The sequence below is a fragment of the Streptomyces sp. SudanB52_2052 genome (genome assembly GCF_964272415.1).
Taxonomy (GTDB): domain Bacteria; phylum Actinomycetota; class Actinomycetes; order Streptomycetales; family Streptomycetaceae; genus Streptomyces; species Streptomyces olindensis.
The window spans coordinates 1-22,405 of record NZ_OZ186796.1; the positions used below are offsets into that span (position 1 = coordinate 1).

The following is a 22,405-nucleotide window of genomic DNA, read 5'->3' on the forward strand; positions in this document are numbered from 1 at the left end:
CCGACCGCCATCGGCCCGCGCCGTGACTCGCTGGCTCCTGACCCACCCGGACGCCCTGGCCGAGAGCGATCGGATCCAGCTCAAGCCGTGCTGGCCAACTGCCCCGAGCTGGGCGTCCTCGCCAAGCACGTGCGGGCCTTCGCCCACATGGTCACCGACCTTCGAGGCGACCAATCGCCAGAGTGGATCGAATCAGCCAGAGCCTCTGCCGACTTGCCCAGTCTCAGCCGGTTCGCTCACCACCTCGAACGCGACCTTGACGCTGGTCGTCGCAGGGCTCTCCCAACCGTGGAACTCCGGCGTCGTGGAAGGTCATGTCACCGGATCAAGATGCTCAAGCGCCAGATGTTCGGCCGCGCAGGATTCGAGCTCCTCCGCAAGCGCGTCCTGCTGACGTGACCGAGGGCCATCAGAGCTCGTCTGCAGAGAGTCTGCCCTAGCCCGCGCTCGGCACATAGGGGTGCTGCCGTGAGCAGCGAAAACATGCACGCAGGCCGATTCCTTGGGAGTTCCGGGAGCTGGGGCATGGCCGCACCGACGGGCCCTCGCTGAGGGACTGCACGCAAAGAGAGGGTACGGCCTATGAAACGGATCTCGTTCGCTACTTGCGTGCTGGCTCGGTGCTGGCCGCGACCACCTCACGGGTCCATGACGTCCTCAGCGCCACGAACGAGCTGATCGGCGGCCTGCACCTCCTTACTGACGGTGAGTGGTTCTGGTACACGGATCTGGCGTACTACGTCGAGCACTACCACGTGCCCCTGGATGCACAATTCGTTGATCACGCACGCGGACGCGGGTGGACACCACCTCAGCTGAGCGACGCCGACCTCGCCCGGATTGCCGACACTTCTTCCCGGACGACGGCACTGCACCCGTCGTTGTTGACGGTGGGCAGTAGGAGGGTCGAGGACGCCCAGTACCGGGGCCGCTCGACCCTTCGGCCCCATGAGGTGTGTTCTCAGCCGAACGACTCTCGGCCGACTGCGACCGCCGTCACAGCAAAGGCAACCGTCACGCTGCGTACGCGACCACACCCGGGTTCTGGTCCGCCGCCAGCGGCTGTTCAGCAGGTCCGTTGATAAGGGATGCCACGGACGAGGTGTGCGCCATTCGTCTTGGGTCAGGCCTGCCCCGGCGCGGTCGCATGCCAGGGTGGCTGCCCGGCCTGTGGTGATGTCGTATGTCTGCAGCAGTACGTGTTCGCCTGCCCCGGAGAGGGTCTTGTTGTCAGGGCTGAAGGCGAGGTCCAGGAGGGCTGTTCCTGGGGTAGGGAGGGCGGAGCCAATGGGGCGGCTGGAGTCGGTGTCCCATAGCCGAAGGGTGCCGTCATGGCCCGCAGCGGCCAGGGTGCGCCCGTCCGGGGAGAACACCAACGCCGACACGTGCCGGGGCTTGCCCTCACGCTCTGGAGACGCGGGAAGGATGCCGAGGGGCTTCTCGGCGTCACCATCCCACACGGTGACCTGACCGGATTCCTCGCCTGCTGCGAGGTACTTGCCGTCCGGGCTGAATGCCAGTGCGGTCGTCATGCCCGTAGGTGAGTGCTCGGCGTGTGATCCGGCCGGACCGCAGGTCGAGGAACTGGCCGTGGTTAGTCGCCAGGATGCGTCCGCCGGGTTTCACCGCCAGGGTTTCACCTCCGATGCCTCGGATGTCACGGGCCATGTTCCCGCTGCGCAGGTTCCAGAACTCAAGCCGCTCGGCCTCTGGTATGCGGGAGACCATCAGCGACGTCCCATTCGGGTGGAAGACAATGCCGTTGACGGCGTTTGCGGGAGAGGGGTTTTCGGGCCGGTACGCGCTACCGTCAGTGACTTGGTGATGCGGTGGGCGGAGACGTCCCACAGGGACAGCTTCTCCGGCGGAAGGGACTCTCTCGGGTGACTGACGCCGTAGGCGAGATAGCGTCCGTCGGGACGGAAGGCCATGTGCACTGAGCAGCGCTCCGCACTGTGCCGACCTTCGGGAAAGTCGGGCAGGCTGCCGACGGCGGGCTGGCCAGGTGACGGCCGTTGCGGCTGTCGAGCAACTGAATCTGCGCCCGGCCGGTGTCGGTGTCCTGGTGGGCGATGGCGAGTGTGCGGCCGTCCGGGCTGAAGGAGCCCGATGCGGCGGGTCGGCTGTGCCAGCGGAAGTCGACGATGCCATCGAGGGAGAGGGAGCGAACCACAGTCTGGGAGCTTCCCGCGAAGTAGCGGATGCGACGTTCTTCCACGTCCAGTCTGAGGTCACTGATCGTTTCCTCGGGGAGCGGATACCGGAAGACGGGTGTCGCGGGCGCGCCGGTGCGCCACAGCAGAATCTCGTCGAGGTCTGCGGCGGCCAGGAATCTGCCGTCCGGGCTGAATTCGAGATCTTCCAGTCCCTCGTGCTCAAGTTTCGGCAGTTCGCGCCCGGAAGCGATGTCCCATCTGCGGAGTCCTGATGGGCCGCGCTGGATCAGGTGCCGACTGTCGGGGGTGAACTGGAAGTCCTCCTTGGAGCAGTTGGCGGCTGTCGCCTTGGGGGCCCATGCGGTGGGTACCTTGCGTCGCCTGGGGATGTCCCAGATCTGCAGACGGGTGCCGGGCAAGCACAGGGCCAGCAGCCGGTCGTCCGCGCTCACCTGAGCATCGGGGAGCGGGTAACTGTTCACTCGCGCTGCTGGTGGAGCCGCCGAAAGTCCCATTCCGGGACGTGGAACCGTTCCCCGGGGCGGAGTCTGGGCAGGACACTGTCCATGCGACGCTCCAGCAGCACACGTCGGGGTCCGCATGTCCCGGAGCTGGAGTACTGCCTGGGGTCCCTGGGTGCGGTACAGGACAAGCGAACGGCCGCTCGGACTGATCTCGGCTCCGTCGTCGGCCGGCAGGCGCCGCCCATCCACACGGCCCGCCCGCATGTCCCAGATCCTCACCCTGCCGTCGTCGTCACCAGAGTGAGTCTCCGCAGGTCGGGGTTCATCACACCGGCGTGGCCAAGGCTGTCGCCCAGCCCGGGTAACGATGCGATCCGCCGGTGGCCACGCACGTCCCACACCACGGCTCGCTTCGCTCCCACGCTGAGCAGAGTGCGGCCATCTCCGCTGAGGTAGCGCACGACGGTCGGATCGGTATCTGGGTCGGTGAAGACGTCCTGCATCCTTCTGAACCGCGGCGCTCATCAGCGCCGAGCGGCTCTCGGGGAGATCGGCCAGAGCCCAGGAAGCAATGCTCAGCCGCATGGCGGTGACCGGGTCCGTCGCCCGCAGGCTCTCGGCCAGGGCCGCAATCCTGCGGGCCTCGGCATGCAACCGTTCCCGTTTCTCGGACTCGCTCTGCTGCCATGCGATCACGCCCGCTACACAGGCGAGCGCCATCATGAGGGACAAACCCACTCGCAACCGGCGCAAGCGGCGTGTGGTGCGGTAGCAGAACGTTGATCCTCTTCGCGTGCGGTGATGCTGGTAGTGAGGAAATCCCGTTCTGGGCCGGTCAGGTCGTCGAGGTGCCCGGGGCTGCTGAAATGTTCCTGGGCAGTAGCGAGTCGGCTTCCCCGGTAGAGGGCCCCGGGGTCGCGGCCCAGTTCCTCCCAGGCACGGGCGGCCTCAGTCAGTTTGCGGTGGGCTCGCAGGAGTTCGCGGTCCTGTTCTATCCAGCCGCGCAGCCGGGGCCAGGCGCTGAGCAACGTTTCGTGGGCGAGGTCGACAGTGTCGCCGTCGAGCGTCAGCAGCCGCGCCCCGGGTCAGCGCCTCCACCACCTCGGCGGTCTCCTGCCTGTCGGGGACCCCGAGTTCCTCCCGGTCGACAGGTCGTCGGGTGTCGGGCGTGCCATCGCCGGGGGCGACCAGGCGCAGCAGCAGACGGCGGGCCGCATCAACCTGGGCTGCGGTGAACCGGCCGTAGACGTCCCTCGGCGGTCTTGGCGACCGAGCCCCCCAAGCCTCCGGCCGCCTCGTAACCAGTCAAGGTCATGGTTCTGCGCGGCGGCGGCGGCGCCAGGTCTCCAACAGCACGTGCGAGAGCAACGGCAGTCCACCGGGCGCGTCCGCGACCTCGTCGACGAGGCGGTCGGTCAGAGCGCGTTCCACAGTCATGCCTTCGGCTGCGGCTGGTTTGACGATGGCCTGGCGCAATTCCACTGGACTCATGGGGCCAACCAGCAAGTTGGTGTCGCGTAATACCTCCGCCAGGCAGGGTGTTCGGCGCAGCGACCGTAGAAGTCGGCGCGCACCGCCAGGACAACGCGCAGCCGGCTGTCTGCGTGTCGGGCGGTCAAGAGCAGGTCGATGAAGGCGGCGCGTTCAGCCGGATCGTGGCAGAGGGTGAAGACTTCCTCGAACTGATCAACGATCACGAACACGTCCGCTTGACTGCCCGGGTCGGTATCAAACACATGGACGTGGGTGCGCGCCGGGCGATGACCAGGGGCCAGGATCCGGATTGCGGCAGGGCGCAGTGCGACGTCCTGGATGTGCTGGAGGGCGGGGATGAGTCCGGCGCGTAGCAGGGAGGACTTGCCGCTGCCGGAGGCCCCGAACACTGCAGCAAACCGCTGCTTGCGCAGCAGGTTGAGCAGGTCGGCAATGAGCTTGTCGCGGCCGAAGAACCGCTGCTGTCGCCGGGCTCAAACCGTGCCAACCCCCGATACGGCGGCGTGCCTCCCCCCTCCTCTTCCCTCGAACTTGAGGCAGCGGCCTCGTCCACCGCCTGCTTCCAACGCGCCTCCCAATCCGCTACGTCACCCCCGCACGCCTGCACATAGGCCAGCACCACCGGCAATGTCGGCAACTGCTCACCTGCGGCTGCCTGGGACAGCGTCGTCACCGCATACCCCGCCCGCTGGGCCAGCACCCGGTAGGTCAATCCGCCCGCCTCGGCACGCAGCTTGCGCAACTCGAACGCGAACCGCTGCACCGGACCCGCCCCCGGATCCACCGGCACCTCACGACGTCCCGCCACGCCGACCCCCTCAGCCGCCCCGTATAGCCCGGTGGCAAACCTACGTATCCCTCATTTCCTCGCAAAGATCGCGTCCGGCCATTGTTTGGCTGCCGGAACTCCCCTTCCGAACAATGCGCCAGCCGCTGAACTCGACTCGTCCCCAGGGTCGCCCCACGACGGGCGTGGCCGTGATTGATCGCCACGCGCATCAGGCACAGCCCTCCCCCTGGAGGCCGCGGCGCGGACGGCTGTCCGTCCGCAGAGAAGCATGCAAACAGCCCACGAAAGGAAGAACACATGCGGTCTGCCATATCTGCTGCCGGCGACAAGCTGGTTGCACTCCTCGCGCCCCGTGCGACGGCTGCCGCCGCCTGCCGGACCGACTCCAGCTGGTGCGACAACGGGTGCCCGTTCTGGTGGTGGCGGCGCGCCTACCACGTCGTGTGCGACAACGGCGACAGCTACATCCGCTACAGCGCCTGCGGCTCCGGCAACTGCTGACCGACCGGGCCAGGGTGTTCCGCCCCCCTCGGGGGCGGAACACCCTGGCCCACCACTAAGGAACCGCCACGGTGGACCACCACGTCTTCATCGCCTCCCGGGTTCTCATCGGGATGGTTTTCGCCGCCTCTCTGACCATGAAACTTCTGCGCAAGAACGGATGGCACCGTTTCACGGCCTCAGTGCGCGGGCTGGCTCCGCATCTTCCGGCGCGGACGACCGCGGTCGCAGTGTGCGCCGCGGAGGCATCTGTCGCATTACTGATCGTTCCGGCGGGAACTGCGGTGTACGGGCTGGCCGGGGCCGTGCTGTTGCTGCTCTGTTTCACTGTGGCCCTGGTGGTGGCACTCCGGCGCCGCAAGCGAGTCTCCTGCGGGTGCTTCGGCAAGTCCGCCACTCCAGTAAGCGGATTCACCGTCGCACGGAATTCCCTGCTGACCGCAGGCGCGCTGGCCGGAATCATCACTCGCCCCGACCCGACGGGCGCCGCCACACCATGGCCCGGCACTCTCACCGCCATCGCGGTAGGCGCGGTGGCTGCCGCTCTCGCCTACCTCACGGACGAACTCGCCGACCTCTTCCAAACCCGGACCTAGCGGAAAGAGAGACCATGTCCTACGTCATCACCTTCCTCGCCCTGCTCGGCGTGCTCTCCTTGTTCAACCTCGTGCTGTCACTCGGACTCGTCCGCCGGCTCCGTGAGGACACCGCCCAGACGACTGCACAGTCCACCGGTCCGCAGGTAATGCACGCCGCCGGCACGCGCGTCGGTGCCTTCCGGACGGTCGCCACCGACGGAGCGATTCTCTCCGACGGCCTGCTCCGCGGGGCCCCCACCCTGGTCGGCGCATTCGTCCAGGGCTGTCCTGAGTGCGAGGAGCGGCTACCGCTGTTCGTCGAGTACGCCGCCGCGTTCAAGAGCGGCCCCAAACACGTCGTCGCAGTACTCGTGGGAGACCCCGAGGAGCTCCGCGACAAGATCACATTGCTGGAACCGGTGGCGCGCGTCGTACTCGAGGGCAGGGACGGCGCGGTCGGCTCAGCATTCGGAGTCCGCGGCTATCCCGCCTTCGGCGTCCTCGACGACGACGCCGTGAACAGGCGACTGGTGATGCGTAGAGTCCTGCATGCCCTGCGGCTGAGCTGGCAGGCGAGCCACCCGCTGACCACTCTGGCCGTCACCCTGACACTGATCTTTGCGGGTGTCCCCCTCGTGACCGCGTGGCTCACCAAGGTCTTCCTCGACGTCCTGGTCAGTGGTGCCGTCGGCACGAGGCCGCTTCTGGGCCTCGGCCTCGCACTCGCGTTCATGGGGCTGCTGACCGCCCTGATCCCCCGCTGGATCCTGTTCGCCCACCGGGAAACCGAGCGTCGGGTCGGCCTACTGGCCCAGGACCGTCTCTTCGCCGTGACCGAGCGCTTCGTCGGCATGGCACGCTTCGAACAGCCCCAGTTCCTGGACCGGCTGCGGCTCGCACTCCAGGCCGGCAGCTCCGCGCCCGGAGCCGTGGTCTCGGGGAGCATGTCCGTCGTCGGCTCGGCCATGACCGCCCTGGGTTTCCTCGGTTCGATGCTCGTGCTCTCGGCTTGGATGCCCGTGCTGGTCCTGGCCTCGGGAGTCTCGACGCTGATGACCGAGGTATGGCTTGCCAGGCGTCGTGCGGACGTGTTCTGGCGTATCGGTCCCACTCAACGGCGTGAGATCTTCTATCGCGACCTGCTGACCGACGTGCAAGCGGCCAAGGAGATACGTCTGTTCGGAACGGGCGCCTTCCTTCGCACCCGCATGGCCGACGAACGCAGGGCCTCCAATCGCGAGCAGTCGGTCCTCGATCGCCACGAGCTCCTTCTGCAGACGGGGGCCAGCATGGTGACCGCCGTCATAACCGGCGTCGCCCTGTTGTGGTCGGCCTTCGCAGCGGCGTCCGGCCGGATCACCGCAGGCGACGTTGCCCTGCTGATCGCGGCGGTCACAAGTGTGCAGTCCGCGATGACGTCGATCGCCCGGGACGCCGCCCTCACACACCAGCAACTGCTGCTCTTCCAGCACTACCTCGACATCGTAACTGCCGAGCCGGACCTTCCGGTCCCGGCCGACCCCAGGCCAGTGCCTGGCCTGCGCAGGGGAATCGAATTTCGCGACGTCTGGTTCCGCTACTCCAACGACCATCCCTGGGTCCTGCGCGGTGTTCACCTGACCATCCCGGCTGGAGCGGCGGTCGGCGTGGTCGGTAGAAACGGTGCGGGGAAGAGCACGCTGATCAAGCTACTGTGCCGGATGTACGATCCCGATCGCGGGCAGATCCTATGGGACGGTGTCGATCTCCGCTCACTCGACCCGGTCGAGCTCCGGCAGCGGATCGGAGCAGTGTTCCAGGACTACATGCAATACGAGCTCAGCGCCGCAGAGAACATCGGCCTGGGCAACCTCTCCCTCCTGACCCGCCCCGAGGAGATCACCTCCGCAGCGCACAAGGCGGGCGCGCACGCCTTCGTGTCCGAGCTGCCGCGCGGCTACGAGACGCTCCTGTCCCGTAGCTTCTTCGACACGGACGAGGCCGAGGGGACGAGCAACCAGGGCGTAACACTGTCCGGCGGCCAATGGCAGCGGCTTTCGCTGGCTCGCGCCTATCTTCGCGGCGACTGTGATCTCCTGATCCTGGACGAGCCGAGCTCGGGACTCGACGCCGAGGCCGAACACGCAATCCACCGAGGTCTCCAGCATCATCGGGTCGGGCGCACAAGCCTGCTGATCTCACATCGCCTCGGCTCAGTCCGTGAGGCCGAGTTCCTGATAATCCTCGAGGACGGCCGGATCGTGGAGCAGGGCACGCATGCGGAATTGATGGAGCTCGGCGGGTGCTACGCGCGGCTGTTCTCCCTGCAGGCCATGGGCTACCAGGAACATACTGAGGAGGTTGTCTAGCGTGTGCTGGATCGCGGCAGCGACCCTGAGTCTCTTGGGTCTCCTGTGGCCTGTATGGCGCCTTCGGCGCGAGGTGGCTCGGGTGAAGGTCGTCGGCTGGAGTATGGAGCCGACTCTCGCCCCCGGCTCCGAGGTCATTGCTCGACGGGTTCCTCCCCACTCTCTCGCCATCGGAGACATCGTCGTGGTCCCCGCTCCCGACTCCGGACAGCTGATCATCAAGCGAATCGCGGCTATCGGCGGTACCCCCAGCCCTGCGGCCCTGGGTGCCGCGGGCACTGTCCCTGACGGCATGGTGGTCCTCCTGGGCGACAATCCAGGCATGAGCCATGACTCACGGCACTTCGGCAGCGTCCCTGCCGACCGGGTTGTAGGGCGGGTCGTACGGCAGCTCCGCTAACACTTGAGCGTCGCAGGCGGCAACATCGCCAACGCGTCTCGAGCGTTGGCCCGCGTCGCGAACGATCGCGCTCTCACGCTCTCCTACGGCGCCGCGGTAGCGCTGGACGACGGTGGTGCCGTCCGGCGTCCGCGTCGCCGTGTCCTGTACGGCGGGGCGGCGAACAGGCTCAGAGCCAGGGGTGACTTCTCCTTCGGGAGGGTCGTTGATCAGGCGGCCAGCCGGTGGCCGGCCGGGGTCGTGGACGGCATGTAGGTGTCGGGGCTGGGCTCGTAGCCCTTGTCGCAGGAGTCGCAGCAGCCCTGGGTGCGCAGCGGGAGGCAGAAGTAGTACCGGCGCTTGCACCGGGGGCAGGTGGACCTCGCGGCCATCGCCCGGTCCAGCGCCCATTCCTGCGCGAGCGTCGGCGTGCGCTTCGGCCGGGCGAGTTCCACGCTGTAGAGCCAGGCTCTAGTGGGATGGATGCACGCCTGGTCGGGCCGGTAGGAGCACGCCTTGCAGCGCAGCACCGCCACCGGACCGTGACCGCCGGGGCTCAGCCCCTTCTCCCGTAACTGCCGCCGGGTGACCAGGCCCTCGGGACAAGCGCGCCGGTCGTACTCCGGAAGCATCGCCTCGCGGCGGCGGCGCTTCTTCGGGGAACCGACGGAATTCGCTGGTCAACGGCGACGCGTGGTCTTCTGTGCCCGTGCGAGCTACCCCGCGGGTGCGGGGGACAACTGCAGCGCTTGCCGCTTGAACACCTCGATGTGGAGCCACCCCGGCGGGTGCGGGGACGACTCCCGGACCGACAAGGGGGCGCTCGTCCCTGGGGAGCTACCCCCGCGGGCCTCCTCGTACTTCATCACCTCCTGTCCCTCGCCCTCCCCCTAGCGGCGTCCGTAATTACTCACCCCGATCGGCCCCATGCGCGGTCCGTGCGGCCGGCCCCGCCGTGGTTACGACTCATCCGGAAGCAGGCCGAACAGGTCGGCGTGGTGCCTGTTCATGTGTTCCCTCAATTCCGCGGGAAGGCGGGATACCAGGGCCTCCACGGTCGGGCGGGCGTGCGCCCCTAACCGGTCGCGGTCCCGGTCGACCAGGTCACATAGCAGGGGCAGCAGGCGCCGACCCACCGTGGCGTCCGGCCCGGCGGTGTCGAGTCCAGCGGCGACGCGCGCGTACAACTGCCTAACCTCCTCGTCCGGTAATGCCGACCCGGTGTCCAGCCACAGCCGCAGCAGGTCGTGCACGACGGAGGTCGCGGGGCGGCCCCCGCCACCGTTGAAGGTGGTCACCAGCGGCCCCAGCGACTCCAGCAACGGCTGGGCCACCTGCAGCAGCACGCCCTCGGTCGTCCCGGCGGCGAGACGAGCTTTGTGCCACATGTCATCCCAGTAGGCGACGTACCAGGCCACGGGCCCTGCCTCGCGCGGCGTGACCTGGTACATCCAGTGGGCGTCGACGACTTCGGGGCGTGCGGTGTCGTCCTCCTGCCGCAGGCGGATGTGCAGGTCCCGGCCCGCGACGTCCCTGACGTGACTGATGTTCAGGGCCAGGGCGAAGTCCGCCCACTCCACTTCCGGTAGCGAGGCACGCCACAGCAGTGTGTGGGCGTGCCAGGCCTGACCGGGGTCGTCCTCGGCAGGGAACAGGGTTGCCGCCGTCGTCTCGCCGGTCAGCAGGACGACCAGCATGACGAGGTTCGCGCTGTAGATGCCGTGCCGCGAGGAGACTGGCATGCGGCGCGGGCTGTACGTCGGGTACGACCGCTTGTCCCCGCGCTCCTCCCGGCCCCGCTCCCAGTGCACCCGCACCACCAGGTCGGCGATCCGCTCCCGCTCCTCCGCCGAGAGCCGGGCGACGCACGCGCGGGCGAATTTCAGCATCTGCCGTGAGAACAGGGGCGCGAACGACACCAGGGCGTAGAGGAGGTCGTCGTCCAGGGGCTCCGCGCTCCGCAGCAGGGCGGGCCGATGGCCGAGGAACCGTACCAGTTGCTGGACCGCCAGGCGCACGGCGAGGTATTCGCCGAACGTGGCATGCAGGAACTCGTAGCTGGACAGCCGCTCGCCGTCCCGGATGGACTGGGCTCGCTGGACGAAGAAGAATCGGCCGAGTGCGGCCTCGGCCTGGTCCAGCGGCTTGCGGAAGCTGTCCGACCGCTCTTCGGACTGTCCGTAGATGGCTCCGAGATCGTCCTCCAGTTCCTTACTGGACACCCATTGGCGCCTGCGGTTGAGCATGGAGAAGGCCACGATCGACAGCCGCTGCAACTCGCTTTCGACGCGTTCGTCGACCTGGCTGTCCCATAGGGCGTCCCTGGCGCTCTTGCGCACCTCTCGCCGCGCGAAGGAGATCAGCAGAGCCTCATAGAGTTCGGCCTCGTCAAGGGGGCGGCCGTCCTCGCCCTGGAAGTCGTTTCCGGCGCCGTGGAAGAGGGCGAGCATGGTCAGCAGCAGGGGCTGTTCGGCCAGTCTGCGGTGCGGTGCTAGCAACTCCCAGCTCAGGGTGGACAGTCCACGGGCGAGGAGGCTGCGGGCATTGCGGTTGTTCCACTGCTGGATCCACACCCTGATCTGGTCCGGCTGGAAGGGTTCGAGCCGGAGGGCGACTGTGCCGGGCGGATGCTGGGCCCGGTCCGCGACCGCGGTCCGGCTGGTCACCAAGGCCAGTACGGGCCTACCCTGTTCGCGCTCCCTCTCCTGAAAGCGGGCGACGCGTGTGAGGAAGTCGCTCTGCCGCACTCCGGTGGTCTGCAGGAGTTCGTCGAAGCCGTCCAACAGGAGGACGGGGACCGCCGTACCGGCCGAACGGACCAGTTCCGGCCAGCCGACCCGCTCCCCCGTCGCGTCGCGCACGGCCTGCTCCAGTTGGTCTTGGAGGTTGAGCTCGGCCCGCACGTCGCGCAGCGCCACCCGGACGGGCAGGAAGCCCGTGGCGGGCAGCCGGGCCGCGAGGATCATGGTGAGGACGGACTTGCCCGCGCCCGGCTGCCCGAGCACCAGCAGCGGAACGTCCCAGAGCCCCGGTGAGGTGAGGGCGCCGGCCAGGTAGTCCGTCAGGTCGCTGCGCACCGCTACCCCGGCCCACCACTCCTCGTCGGCGGGGTTGTCGTGGTCGCCGACGGCGCGCACCTTGAAGTCGGGGTCCAGGTAGACCTCGTCCAGGGTGGGCATGCGCATGCCTTCGGGAGGTAAGTCGGCGGCGAGGATGCGGCGACTGAGCGCCGCCTGGTGGGCGCGTGCCAGTGCCCGGGCCGCGTGCTCCGGGGGGTGGCTCAAAGCAGCGGAGGACGCCAGGACCTGTTCCAGGTGCGAGAGCGCCCGGCGCAGCTCAGCCCTCGTCGCCTGGTGCTCCAGCTGACCGGTCCAGTAGAGGAACTCCGGGGCCTCCTGGACGAGTCGGCGGTACAGCTCCTCGTACCGTTCCACCGCACGGCGCGGCAGGGTCCGGTGCACGGTGTCCGTGGCCGCCTGCCTTTCACGGCTCGGCAGCCGGGCCCACAGGTCGAGTCCCTTCAGGAAGCGCGTGATACGGCCGCCCAAGGACTCGTACCACTGCCCGAGCGCGACGAGGGTGTCCTCGTAGGGGAGGTGCGGGGCCGGACAGGGTGCGTCGACCTGAGCCAGGGTCTGCGCCAGCCCCTCCGGTGCGGGCGGCTGGCCAGCCACGAGCCGCATCTGTTCCCGGCGAGTGAGGCGCACGTCGTCCCACGAGAAAGGGAGTTCAGTTTCCTGGAGCACTTCGAAGAACGCCAACACGACGATGACCGTGTGGGCCGCCTCCAGCAGTCGGGTGCGCGCCGCGCGCCCGTCGGCGCCGCGCAGGCGGTCCCCCAGGCTCCGGGCCGCCGCACGACCCAGCCCCAGGATGCGTCCGCGTTCGCCCAGCATGCCGAGCACCTCGCCGCTCAGGCCGCCCGTGGCCAGGTTCAGCGCGCCACCGACCGCCCGGTCCACGGTGGCCGTCGCGGGGGGATCCTGCCCGAGGAGCACCAGCGCGTCCCCGAACGAAAGCAACCTGCGCGACACCGCCACACCCCCCGTGATCACCCGCGCACCCAAGGTCAGCATCGTGTCACGGCGGCCCCGGCGGGGTCAGCGGATCCCCAACTTCCGTGCCCGGGCGCAGGATTCGGCGAAGGCGGCTCCGGGTGGGTTGAGCGCCCGGCTTTGCTCTCAGCCCTCTCGCGCGCCCCCGCCGCAACGCCCGTGACCAGTCCGGCTTGCTCTTCGACCACAGTTCCTTCAGCAGCCCGGCGTGCAGCTGGTCCCACGCCGGCCTCGTTCCACGCGGCCAGGCGCCGCCAGCAGGTCATGCCCGAGCCGAAGCCCAGCGGGCGAGGTGCCGCAGGCGTCGGTTCCCCGTCGACGCGGGGGTGCTCCGGGGTCCAGACGGCACTGTGACCGTTGCTGCCGTACGTCTCTGGCTCCGCTCCTGATTCGCCGGACAGGCCCTCGTGCTAGTGCACGTCCTGCCACGACGTATCCACGCCGTCGCGGCTCCACGGATGCTGCCACAGCCGGATCAGCTTCCACGGAGAGTCCTGGCGGGCGGCGGTATCGCCTACGTAGTTCATCAGCGCCCGCCAGCCCGCGAGGTCGGCCCGAAAGACGTCGTCTTGGGCACCCGCTTCACGATGGTTCGGCGCGCGGAACTCAGGCACCCCGTCGGCATTCACCGTCAAGGTGAACCAGGTGCTCCCCCTCTCCTCGGGGTGATGCCCCACGTTCCAGCGGTAGCCCACCGTGCGCCACGTGAGCTCGTAGCCCTCGCCGTAGTTGTAGCCGACCTGCTCCTGATACAACCGCGGAGCCACGCGCGCCTCGTGCCGGGTCAGGCTGAGGTGGTCGGGGGCGGGCAGGGGGCCGATCCGGGCGTCCCGCAGATCGGTCCGCCAGCGGTGCCACCGCCCGCGCTCTTCCGGTGCTGTGCCGTGGTATCGCCGGTACTCGCGCTCCCAGGCCCGAGTCTGGCGCGGGTATCCGAGACGGCGTCCCAGGCGCAGTTCGCCCGCCGCTTTCACCAGGAGTTCCCTGGAGTGCTGTTTGCGGTGCCCACCAGACCGCTCTACAGGTTCCTCCAGCGTCATGCACATGCACACTAAGGCACGTGGTAGTGCTCCACAATCCCGTGGATAGCCGCCGGGTCAGCGACACCACACACCGTCCGTAAGAGCACCCCGCCGCGGGTGCGACTGGCGCTTGCTCCAGTCCCAGGTGTAGCCGATCGCCTCCCACCGGTCGTCGGTGAACTTCTGCCCGCAGTCCTCGCACACCGGCCGCCGCGCCTCCCGCTCCGTGGCCTCCCGCACCTCACGGCGCCGCTGTTCTTGGGCGGCCTGGCGGCGGGCGAGGTAGGCGTCCCGGCGGCCGGGCGGACCCGGATTTTGTCACGGAAGGCAAGCCTCCATCTGGTCCCTCCATCTGGTCACCGCTCCGAACGAGGGTGAGGGTCGCCAGCGAACTGGCGGACCCTCATACAACGTCGAGCTACGTAACAGCGAGCGCCCTTTACGGGTGGCCGGGCGGCATGCCGCAGCAGGCCACCGTGTCGGCCTAGACCGGCGCCGGCAAGCGGCGCCACGGCGAGCACGCAGCCAACGCCACGAACACACCGCAGTGGCCACTCTGGGCCCCTCTCATACCACCATGATCGCGTCGTACTGGAGCTGCGGGGACGTCCTCGCCGCGTGACCAGCCACTGAGCCGAGCTGTGTCGTTTCTCCAATACGACCATTGCACTCACACGAGGGGCGCAACCGCGGTCTTGGGCTCGTGCGCCCCAGGTGGGCCTCTACCAACAGGTACTTGCGTACCGCTCTGCTGCGCGGCCTGCCCGCCGCGCTCCTCACCGCCCTGCCGCTGGCCACCGTCACCCCCGCCCATGGCGCGGAGACCGTACCGCTCGCCGAGGCCGTCGCGAGCCTGCCGCTGGCCACCGAGTCCCGCGACGGCTATACCCGCGAGGCGTTCAAGCACTGGAACGCCGGCGACGACCCGGCCGATGGCTGCACCACCCGTAACGAGGTCCTCATCGCCGAAGCCGTCGAAGCACCGGCCGTGGGACCGAGGTGCCGACTCACCGGCGGCAGCTGGTGGTCGTACTACGACCAGACCACGGTGACCTCCGCCTCCGGCCTGGACATCGACCACATGGTGCCCCTGGCCGAAGCCTGGGACAGCGGCGCCTCCGCCTGGACCGCGCAGCGCCGCGAGGCCTACGCCAACGATCAAGGCCAGGAGGCGTCGCTCGTCGCGGTCACCGCCCGCTCGAACCGGAGCAAGGCCGACCAGGACCCGGCCCAGTGGATGCCCCGGCCGGCGACGTCCACTGCCGGTACACAGCCGAATGGACCGCCACCAAACTCCGCTGGGACCTCACCGTCGACGACACCGAACACGCCGCCCTGAACGACCTCGCCGCCTCCTGCCCCGACCAGACCGTCACCTACACACCCGTGCCCTGACAGGCCCCGCCCTGCTCCGGCCGCTCAGTGCGATGGGCCCGTGTCTGCTCAGCGGTCATGCCGACGCCGACGTGGCGCGGTCGTTGAACCGTGCGAGCGCATATGCGGGCCCGAAGACGTCAGGGCTGATTCCCGGGGGTCTGGGGGCTGTTCGGTGGTGGCAGGGTGAGCGTCACTTCGCCGGCCGTGGTCTTGAGGGTGAGGGTGGTCTCCCCACGTCCGATGGCACGGTCGATCTTCTTGATCTCCGCCCAGGTGAAGCCGAGCCGGCGGTACTTGTTCCGCTGCTTCGGCCGCATGTGCTGGATGTCCTCTTTGGAGGCTGTGGTCATCCCCGGGTGCCACGGCCTGGCCGGACCGCTCGTCATCTTGGGCATGGCGCTCCTCTCTCGCCCACCCAGGCCGGCTGCGTGCTGTCCACGCAGTGGCCCGTGGGTTCCTGGTACCTCGAGACGCTATCTGCGGGCCCGCGCTGCTGCGGCTTCTGCTTCGGTATCGAGGCGGGTGGCCTCTTCCAGGCGGTCTGACGCGGCGGACGGTCTGGAAGCGACCGTGCCCGTGGCCTTGACCAGGGCGGGCAGGTAAGGCCTGCTGCCTGCCAGGACAGGCTCACCGGCACCCGCGCGTACTCGAAGGCGGCCGCGGCGATGTGGTGTCCGTATTGAGCGCTGAAGAGGCCAAAAGCGTGCGTCGCATCCAGCAGGGCCTGCTGATCTCCCAGGCGATCGTGGACTGAAGCAGCTCATCGACGCAACGGCGTCCGGCCGTCAGATCGGTGAGCAGACGGCGGCGGAACGCGGCCGCCCGCCGCTCTGTGATTCCCACCGGGCTGGCAGCAGCCCCCGCGGCGTAGCGGCGCTTGAGCTCCGCGTCCAGGACGTGCACCGCGTCCAAGTGAATACGCAGCCGGTCCAGGGTCTTGCGGCCTCGCGGCAGCGGGTCGGGACCGAGGGCCTGCCAGACCTCGTAGCGCGAGAGCATCAGGCCGGCCTCCCGGCTGCGTTCCTTGACCAGCCACGACACGGGCCATCCCGCGGCCGTTCGCCTGAGCATGGTGCGCCGTCGGCGCCGCTGCTCCCGGGTCTGCCGGCATGCCTCGCACTGCTGGCCGCTCGTGGTGACGCGCAGCTTGCCCGACCCGCACACCGGACACGGAAGCCGGGAGGCGACGACCTGGCTCATGACACCGTTGCGGTGCTTCGGAGCGATCCGTCCGCCGATCTGCCGTACCGCACCCCCCTTGCGCCGCCGCCCAGCTGCCATCCGGAACTTCTTCGAGCACGCCGGTACCTGATGGCGGAGTGCCTCGATCGCCTGCGCCCGGGTCACAGGCCTCGCCCTCTTGCCCGGGTCCCAGCACTCACCCGTGTGTACGGAGACGATGTTGTTGCGGTCCAGGCCGCGCTCGATCAGCCACTCGGGGGCCGGAGGGCGCCGTGCTGCGCCGACGCGCCGCTCCGCCTCGCGGCGTTCCTCCTCGGCGATCCACCTGCGGGTGCGGGCCAGGTCACGCTCCTGCACACGCTCCAGAAAGCGGAGCAGCGTGAGTCGCGACGACTCTGCACCGTTCACGTGTTCGATTCTAAGATCGTGGCGCCCCGCAGCGCACTGTGACGCTCAGTTAGTTGGCCATGCGCAGCGGTAGCTGGCGTCGCGAGGGGCTTGAGGCAGCAGACGCCTGGCAGTGAGGGGTTAGCCATCCACCCTGAAACGTTATAGGTACAGCACGTCGCGAAGTCGTCCGAGACTGCTGAAGCACGCTTTCTGTAGTGCGTGCGTGCTTTTGTCCGTGAAAGACCTCAGTTGGCAGTGAACAGTGCCTAGGTCAGCCTTTGTTTCTCACCAGCGGTAGTGGGGGTAGCTCATGCAGTTTGGAGCAAAGCTCGGGGTGGCCCTGGGTGCAGCCGCGCTGTGCCTGTCCGGCTTGTCGGCCTCGTCGGCAGCGGCAGCCGAACTCGGCGCTCAGGCATACGTATGCAACGTCACGGATACCGGGAACGCGCCTGGTGACAAGTACTACGCCGGGTACTACAGCGGCAACACCGTTCAGCCCTCGTCCTCGTCGGTCTCGGCCGCGGGCAAGGAAGCCCAGTGCCTGCTTGAGTACAAGGGGTACGACGTCGGAATCGTTGACGGCATCTTCGGAAGTAAGTCGCAGGCCGCCGCGAAGAAGTTCCAAACCAGGGTCAACGAGCTCTGCGGCAGGAAGGTTCTCGACGTCGATGGCCTAGTCGGGCCAAAGACCTGGCCGTACCTACGCGACGTGTACGTCTGCTGGACGGGGTGACGCTTCCCCACAGTGGCCCGCCTTCTTACACGAGAAGGCGGGTGGCGGCGTTTCCGACTCCGCCCGGGGGGAAGGGACCGGCCGCGCCTACTTCGTGACCTGAGTGGCCAAGTATCTCTGTAAACAGGCCAGCCGTCCTTGAGTACCCCCCGCCCACCAGCGCTCTTCTCGCCGTCTCTGGCCAACTATCGGTGCGAGTCACATCCACCCCACCCCCAGGAGCAGGTATGAGGAGTGAGGAGGCCGCCCGCAAGCTGGGCGTCGAAGCGACCTCCCTCTCCCCTGCCCCCGGCCGCGCCCCGGTTCGCCCAGACCTGGGCGCTGATGCAGCAGGAGCCGCCCTGCTCCGCCTGCGGCCGGCCGTCGCGCACCAGCAGCCTGATCCACGACCCGGACCACGGGAGCCGCTGGCTGGACCGGTGCCGGGAGTGCTTCCTCGCGACGCCGCCGTGACGGCCGGGGGGGGGAAGCCGGTGATGCACGGCTGGTGGGGCAAGAAGCCGACAGCCGTGCACCAGTACCGGTCGTGGATCGGCTCGTGGGGCAGCATCGCCGGCGCCCGGATCGTTCTGACCGAGCGCGCCGACGACGGCGAGCGGCTGATCGCGAGCTGGCCTGAGGACGCGTAGGTCAGCCGCCGGCCGCGAGGTCCGGGTGGCGTGCCGCCTTCTTCACGTCCGCCTCGACCTGGTGGCGTGGTGTGCCCTGTTCCGCGGCGTGTTCCGTGACCGCGGCCTGGACGTCGCCGGCGAGGTCGCGCCAGGCCCGCCAGGCGGTCGCCCACGAGGTCTGCTGCTCGTCATTCCAGGCGGTCTGGGTCGGGGGACCGTACTGGTGCTGGAGCTGCCCGACAGCGGTGTGTGCTTCATCGGCGGCGCGCTGCATCAGCACGAGATCTTCGAAGGTATGTGCCACGTGCAGAGATCGTAAGGTGCTGCCGGCGCGGGCACGGCCCGGTTCCACGCGGGGGGGTGTGCAGGCGTCGTGCCGGGCCCTACCCGGTCGGGTGAACAGGGCGGGATCGGGAAACCCCGGCGGCCGCTCACGCGTAATGCCGGGCATGACGCCGATCAACGAAGCGCACGTGGCAGAGCCGGGCCTGGCCGTGGTGGAGGTCGCGGCCGCCGATGACGAAACCGCCTTCGCCGTCCAGGAACTGCTGGCCGTGCGTGCGCGATCGCGCTGGCGGACCGTACGGCCCGAGAGCCAGGCGAGCCCGGCGTACGGCTGCGCTGCTTCCTGGACCCTGCGCCAGGAACCCAGCTCGTAGCCCTGCGGACGGCCACGCCCCGCTGACCAGCCGTGGTCGGCGCCATGGTCCGCTTGGGGCGGATCAACGCGATGACAGTCTCGTGAGCCCGGTACCGCCTCCTCGCCGCCCGCGGCAGCCGCGCGGACGGCGAGGAGTCTGGTCACTTCTTCCTGGCCTTGCTGCGGACACCGATGGTCCACATGCCGAGCGACGCCGCTCCAAGAGCTGCCACGATGAGCGGTATGGCCTTGTTCGACCCCTCTGCCCTGAGGCCTTGCAGCAGCGCGAGCACGGTGACGACCGCGACCACGGACAGAAAGATGCTCATCTTGACTTTGTTGCTCATGGTTTATCGCGCCCTTCCGTCACGGGTCAGCCGTAACTGATGAGGTCGGCGTTGTTGTAACCGAGGAAGCCTCCGACGGCGCAACTGCCCACGACCGCGGCCGCCGTGCCCCACGGGCCAGCCATGATGCCCGCAGTGGCGATGATGCCGGTTTCACCCGCGGCGCCGATCCCGGCAAGGCAACCCGTGGCAGTGCTGAAGATGCTCTCTCCCACATCGAGAGCGTCGGAGAGGCTGAAAAGTCCTGTGGGGTCGCTGTTGTTGATGGGGTCGCCGGCCGCGTAGAGGTAGGGGTTGGTTTCCTGCCCTGAGGGGTCGGGCTGGGTGAAGCGGCCGAGGGACGGGTCGTAATACCGGTGGCCCATCTTGTACAGGCCCGTGGGGTCGGTGTACGCACCCGCGTAGCGGTACGGCTGGGAGACGGCCTCGGTCGGCGTCGTGCGTGGCAGACCGGTGGGGCCGAAGGCGTACGTGTGCGTGCGCTTGCCCGCGTCGTCGACCAAGCCGAGGACGTTGCCCGTGGCGTCGGTGAGGTAGTAGTAGGACTTCCCCCCAGTCGTCATGGAGTTCAAGGTGCCCGCCGGTTCGCGGATGAATCCGGTGTCGATGCCATTGGTCGTCGTGGACGCCAGGCCCAGCGCGGTGTGGTGGAACCAGGTCGAACCCAGCTTGGTGCGCTCGGAGTTGTCCGTGCCCGCGTGGACCAGGTCGTAGCTCTTGCCGCCCGCGGTGATACCGGAGAGCTGGCTGTAGTCCGTCCAGGCTTCGTTCGTACGGGCGGTGGTGCTCGCACCCGCGGTTTCGTTGCCGAGCTTGTCGTAGGACCAGCCGGCGGTGGAGCCGTTCTTGCCGGTCAGCTCAGAAGCGTCGTCGTAGGTGTAGGTGGTTCCGCCGGGGCAGGCGCTCTTGGTGCCGTCCTGGCTGGTGAGGTTGCCGGCCTTGTCCCAGCAGTACAGCCATGACGCCTTGCGCGTGCCCGTCGAGTCGGCTTCCAGGGCGTAGCGCAGGCGGTCCTGGGAGTCGTAGTCGTAGGTGGTTTTGTACTTGGTGAGGTTGTCGGTGCGGGTGCGGATCTTGGTGGTGTCCTTGCCCGCGGTGTTCTTGTAGCTGTACGCCAGGTCGATCAGCGTCGTTGTCCCGAAGGTAGTTTTGATGGCCTCGGGGCGGCCGTTGTCGTCGATGCCGACGGCTTGGGTGGTGCCGCCGGGGTAGACGGTCTTGGTGCGCTTGTCGTTGTTGTCGTAGTCGAAGTCGGTCTTCTTGCCGTCCGGGGCGGTCAGGTAGTCCAGGCGGCCAGCCTTGTCCCAGGTGTAGTCCGTCTTCCCGGTCGGGTCAACGTAGTAGTCGACCTCGCCGCCCGGGGTGTAGGCCAGCGCCGTCTGGGCGCCGTTCTGCAGGGTGCGGACACGTTCGCGGTTGAGCTTGTCGTAGTCCCAGACCGTGGTGCCGGAGGCGTCCGTGCGGGACCTGACGTTGCCGTCGCCGTCGTAGGAGTAGGTGACCGTGGCGTTGGTCGAGGACACCTTCGTCACGCGGTCGCGGTTGTCGTATGTGTAGACGGTCTTGATGCCGCGTCCGTCGGTGACGGTCTCCACCCGGCCGAGCGCGTCGTAGGTGTAGGTCGTCGTGCCCAGCGGCGCCGGCGGGGTGACCGCCTTGAGATTGCCCTTGGCGTCGTACGCGAACGAGGTGACCTTGCCGTTGGCGTCCTCGGCGGTGCATCGCTGGCCCTCGAAGCCGCCGCACTTCGGGGTGGCCTCGTTGTAGGTGTACTCGCGGGTGCCGCCGGCCGTGCCCGAGGTGGTCACCGACATCGTGTTGCCGTTGGTGTCGTACTTGAAGGTGTCCTTGCGGCCGTCCGCGGTGGTGAAGTCGTTCGGCAGGTCGGTGCCGGCGACCGTCTGGTAGGCCGTCACGGAGGCCGTCGCACCGAGCGGGAGCCGCTGGGAGAGGGCGTTGTTGCGGCCGTCCCAGCCGTAGGTCGTGGTGTTGCCGCCCGTTCCGTCCGCTCCCGTGCCCATCGCGTCGATCGCGCTCTGCAGGAGGTGGTTGGTGTACTTGGCGTGGCGGGAGTGGTCCAGCGGGTCGGTGACCTTGGTGACCTCGCCGTCCGCGTTGTGCAGGTACTTGGTGGCATCCCCGTCGGGGTCGGTGACCGTGGTGGTGCCCGCGTCGGAGGGGGTTGCGGCCGTGTAGTCGTAGCGCCAGGTCGGACCGATGTGGCCGCCGCTCGTCACTTCGGTGGCCCGCTGCATCGACCTGACGCGGTTGTGGGCGTCGTAGGTGAACAGGGTGACGGTGCCCTCGGGTGTGGTCACCTTGGTCAGGCGGCGTGAGGAGTCGTACGCGTAGCCGGTGGCCTTGCCGTCGGTGTCGGTGACCTTCGCCAGGTTGCCCGCAGGGTCCAGGTCGAACACGGCCGTGCGGCCGGTGTGGTCCTTGGCCTGCCACTGGCTCGGATTCGTCTTCACCAGGTCGATCCAGCGGCCCGAGCGGGTCTCGGTCAGCTTGAAGCCCTTGTGCTCGCTGCCCTCGTCGTGCTGGTCGACGGTGATCGTGCCGTCGTTCTTGTCCGTGACCTTCGTCAGCGTGCCGTGCTCGTTGTAGGTGTCCTTCGTGCCCGACTTGCGGTCGGTCAGGGTGTAGGTGCCGTCCGCGTTCTTCTTCAGGTCTTTGGAGTAGCCCGTGGGTGTGGTGTAGCCGCCGGTGGACGTCTCCTTAAACCGCAGGGCGTCACCCGTGGCGTCGTAGACGACCACCTCCCCGTCGCCGACCTGGAGGTAGCGCTCGTAGGCCTGCCACCAGCGCTGCGACACCTTCCCCCAGGGCGCCTCCAGGGAGTTGTACGTCCGCGTCAGCTGCAGCGTCCGGCCGACACCGGCGATGTCGAAGTCGGTCGCGGCGAGCATCAGGTTGCCGTTGGAGACGTTCACCCGCGCCACCAGCGCATCGTTCAGGCGCGTGTCGATGATCCGGTGCCAGGGCACCTCGCCCTGCCCCTCGGGCACGAACGGGGTGGCCTCGGCAGCGGCCGCCGCGCGCTGGGCACCGGCCTTGCCACTCGTACGGGTCTGCTGTGCCGCGCGCCACGCGGCGACCTCCGCAGACGGCTTGGCCTCCGCCTGTGATTCCGGTGCCTTGACCGACCCGGCCGGCGTCACCGGAGTCTCCACCTTGGTCGGTTTCGTCCAGGGGCTCTCCGGAGCCGGTAACTCCGGCTTCGGTGTCGCCGCCAGCCCCGGTGCCGCCGAGAGCATCAGAGCGGCGGTCGTGATCGCGGAAAGGAGAGCGGTGCTGTGTGTTCTTCGGGCGCGCCAAAGAGACGTGCTTCTCGCACG

General features: G+C 68.5%; 18 protein-coding genes and 5 pseudogenes. 8 read left to right on the plus strand and 15 right to left on the minus strand.

All coding sequences use genetic code 11. The annotated features are described in order from the left end of the window. Positions 1–638: 638 nt before the first annotated feature. The 6 genes and pseudogenes from ACSUPV_RS00005 to ACSUPV_RS00030 all read right to left on the minus strand — a co-directional run. Positions 639–1,532, minus strand: a complete 894-nt coding sequence (locus tag ACSUPV_RS00005) for a WD40 repeat domain-containing protein (RefSeq protein ID WP_436946603.1) — start codon at positions 1,530–1,532, stop codon at positions 639–641. Between the two features lie 278 nt (positions 1,533–1,810). After that, a complete protein-coding gene (locus ACSUPV_RS00010) occupies positions 1,811–2,608 on the minus strand; it encodes a WD40 repeat domain-containing protein (protein WP_436946604.1) in 798 nt (265 codons plus the stop codon). A gap of 287 nt (positions 2,609–2,895) precedes the next feature. Then, positions 2,896–3,123, minus strand: a complete 228-nt coding sequence (locus ACSUPV_RS00015; RefSeq protein ID WP_436946605.1) for a hypothetical protein — start codon at positions 3,121–3,123, stop codon at positions 2,896–2,898. Positions 3,124–3,339: 216 nt separating this feature from the next. Next, complete coding sequence (locus ACSUPV_RS00020; protein WP_436946606.1) at positions 3,340–3,648, minus strand: nSTAND1 domain-containing NTPase; 309 nt, start codon at positions 3,646–3,648, stop codon at positions 3,340–3,342. Further along, positions 3,569–4,548 (minus strand): annotated as a pseudogene (locus tag ACSUPV_RS00025) (nSTAND1 domain-containing NTPase). Before ACSUPV_RS00025 ends, ACSUPV_RS00020 begins: the two are co-directional and overlap by 80 nt. 197 nt (positions 4,549–4,745) lie before the next feature. Then, positions 4,746–4,922 (minus strand): annotated as a pseudogene (locus ACSUPV_RS00030) (helix-turn-helix domain-containing protein); the annotation flags it as partial. A gap of 279 nt (positions 4,923–5,201) precedes the next feature. Here ACSUPV_RS00030 and ACSUPV_RS00035 point away from each other — a divergent pair. The 4 genes from ACSUPV_RS00035 to ACSUPV_RS00050 all read left to right on the plus strand — a co-directional run bounded on the left by ACSUPV_RS00035 (position 5,202) and on the right by ACSUPV_RS00050 (position 8,731). Next, the gene (locus tag ACSUPV_RS00035) at positions 5,202–5,405 is read left to right on the plus strand and encodes a hypothetical protein (protein ID WP_436946607.1); all 204 of its coding nucleotides are present in this window, start codon (positions 5,202–5,204) and stop codon (positions 5,403–5,405) included. A 71-nt stretch (positions 5,406–5,476) separates the two neighbouring features. Next, positions 5,477–6,001 (plus strand): MauE/DoxX family redox-associated membrane protein, encoded by a 525-nt coding sequence (locus ACSUPV_RS00040; RefSeq protein WP_436946608.1) that lies wholly within the window; start codon positions 5,477–5,479, stop codon positions 5,999–6,001. A 14-nt stretch (positions 6,002–6,015) separates the two neighbouring features. Next, the gene (locus ACSUPV_RS00045) at positions 6,016–8,331 is read left to right on the plus strand and encodes an ATP-binding cassette domain-containing protein (RefSeq protein WP_436946609.1); all 2,316 of its coding nucleotides are present in this window, start codon (positions 6,016–6,018) and stop codon (positions 8,329–8,331) included. Between the two features lie 82 nt (positions 8,332–8,413). After that, positions 8,414–8,731, plus strand: a complete 318-nt coding sequence (locus tag ACSUPV_RS00050) for a S26 family signal peptidase (protein ID WP_436946610.1) — start codon at positions 8,414–8,416, stop codon at positions 8,729–8,731. Between the two features lie 209 nt (positions 8,732–8,940). Here ACSUPV_RS00050 and ACSUPV_RS00055 read toward each other — a convergent pair whose 3' ends face one another. From ACSUPV_RS00055 to ACSUPV_RS00070, 4 genes and pseudogenes are all read right to left on the minus strand, one after another. Next, positions 8,941–9,342: an RRQRL motif-containing zinc-binding protein gene (locus ACSUPV_RS00055; protein WP_436946611.1), complete on the minus strand. Its 402-nt coding sequence runs from the start codon at positions 9,340–9,342 to the stop codon at positions 8,941–8,943. A gap of 327 nt (positions 9,343–9,669) precedes the next feature. Then, on the minus strand, positions 9,670–12,786 hold the full coding sequence (locus tag ACSUPV_RS00060) for an NACHT domain-containing protein (RefSeq protein ID WP_436946612.1): 3,117 nt from the start codon (positions 12,784–12,786) through the stop codon (positions 9,670–9,672). 165 nt (positions 12,787–12,951) lie between these two features. Then, positions 12,952–13,058, minus strand: a pseudogene (locus ACSUPV_RS00065) (IS5/IS1182 family transposase); the annotation flags it as partial. Between the two features lie 117 nt (positions 13,059–13,175). Next, on the minus strand, positions 13,176–13,805 hold the full coding sequence (locus tag ACSUPV_RS00070) for a hypothetical protein (RefSeq protein WP_436946613.1): 630 nt from the start codon (positions 13,803–13,805) through the stop codon (positions 13,176–13,178). Between the two features lie 718 nt (positions 13,806–14,523). On the opposite strand from ACSUPV_RS00070, the pseudogene ACSUPV_RS00075 reads away from it, so the two are divergent. Then, positions 14,524–15,182 (plus strand): annotated as a pseudogene (locus tag ACSUPV_RS00075) (HNH endonuclease family protein). Between the two features lie 119 nt (positions 15,183–15,301). On the opposite strand, the gene ACSUPV_RS00080 reads toward ACSUPV_RS00075, so the two are convergent. Then, positions 15,302–15,559, minus strand: coding sequence for a hypothetical protein (locus ACSUPV_RS00080; RefSeq protein ID WP_436946614.1), 258 nt, complete (start codon positions 15,557–15,559; stop codon positions 15,302–15,304). Between the two features lie 232 nt (positions 15,560–15,791). Beyond that, positions 15,792–16,754, minus strand: coding sequence for a DUF6233 domain-containing protein (locus ACSUPV_RS00085; protein WP_436946615.1), 963 nt, complete (start codon positions 16,752–16,754; stop codon positions 15,792–15,794). Between the two features lie 292 nt (positions 16,755–17,046). On the opposite strand from ACSUPV_RS00085, the gene ACSUPV_RS00090 reads away from it, so the two are divergent. Then, positions 17,047–17,469, plus strand: coding sequence for a peptidoglycan-binding domain-containing protein (locus tag ACSUPV_RS00090; RefSeq protein WP_436946616.1), 423 nt, complete (start codon positions 17,047–17,049; stop codon positions 17,467–17,469). Positions 17,470–17,945: 476 nt separating this feature from the next. Next, positions 17,946–18,098 carry a hypothetical protein gene (locus ACSUPV_RS00095; protein ID WP_436946617.1) on the plus strand — a complete coding sequence of 51 codons (153 nt, stop codon included), beginning with the start codon at positions 17,946–17,948 and terminating at the stop codon, positions 18,096–18,098. A 1-nt stretch (position 18,099) separates the two neighbouring features. On the opposite strand, the gene ACSUPV_RS00100 is transcribed toward ACSUPV_RS00095, so the two are convergent. Further along, a complete protein-coding gene (locus ACSUPV_RS00100) occupies positions 18,100–18,384 on the minus strand; it encodes a hypothetical protein (RefSeq protein WP_436946618.1) in 285 nt (94 codons plus the stop codon). A gap of 145 nt (positions 18,385–18,529) precedes the next feature. Here ACSUPV_RS00100 and ACSUPV_RS00105 point away from each other — a divergent pair. Next, a pseudogene (locus ACSUPV_RS00105) lies at positions 18,530–18,765 on the plus strand (DUF6207 family protein). A 116-nt stretch (positions 18,766–18,881) separates the two neighbouring features. Here ACSUPV_RS00105 and ACSUPV_RS00110 read toward each other — a convergent pair. After that, positions 18,882–19,067, minus strand: coding sequence for a hypothetical protein (locus ACSUPV_RS00110; protein ID WP_436946619.1), 186 nt, complete (start codon positions 19,065–19,067; stop codon positions 18,882–18,884). A gap of 26 nt (positions 19,068–19,093) precedes the next feature. After that, positions 19,094–22,324, minus strand: coding sequence for an RHS repeat-associated core domain-containing protein (locus ACSUPV_RS00115; RefSeq protein ID WP_436946620.1), 3,231 nt, complete (start codon positions 22,322–22,324; stop codon positions 19,094–19,096). Between the last annotated feature and the right edge of the window lie 81 nt (positions 22,325–22,405).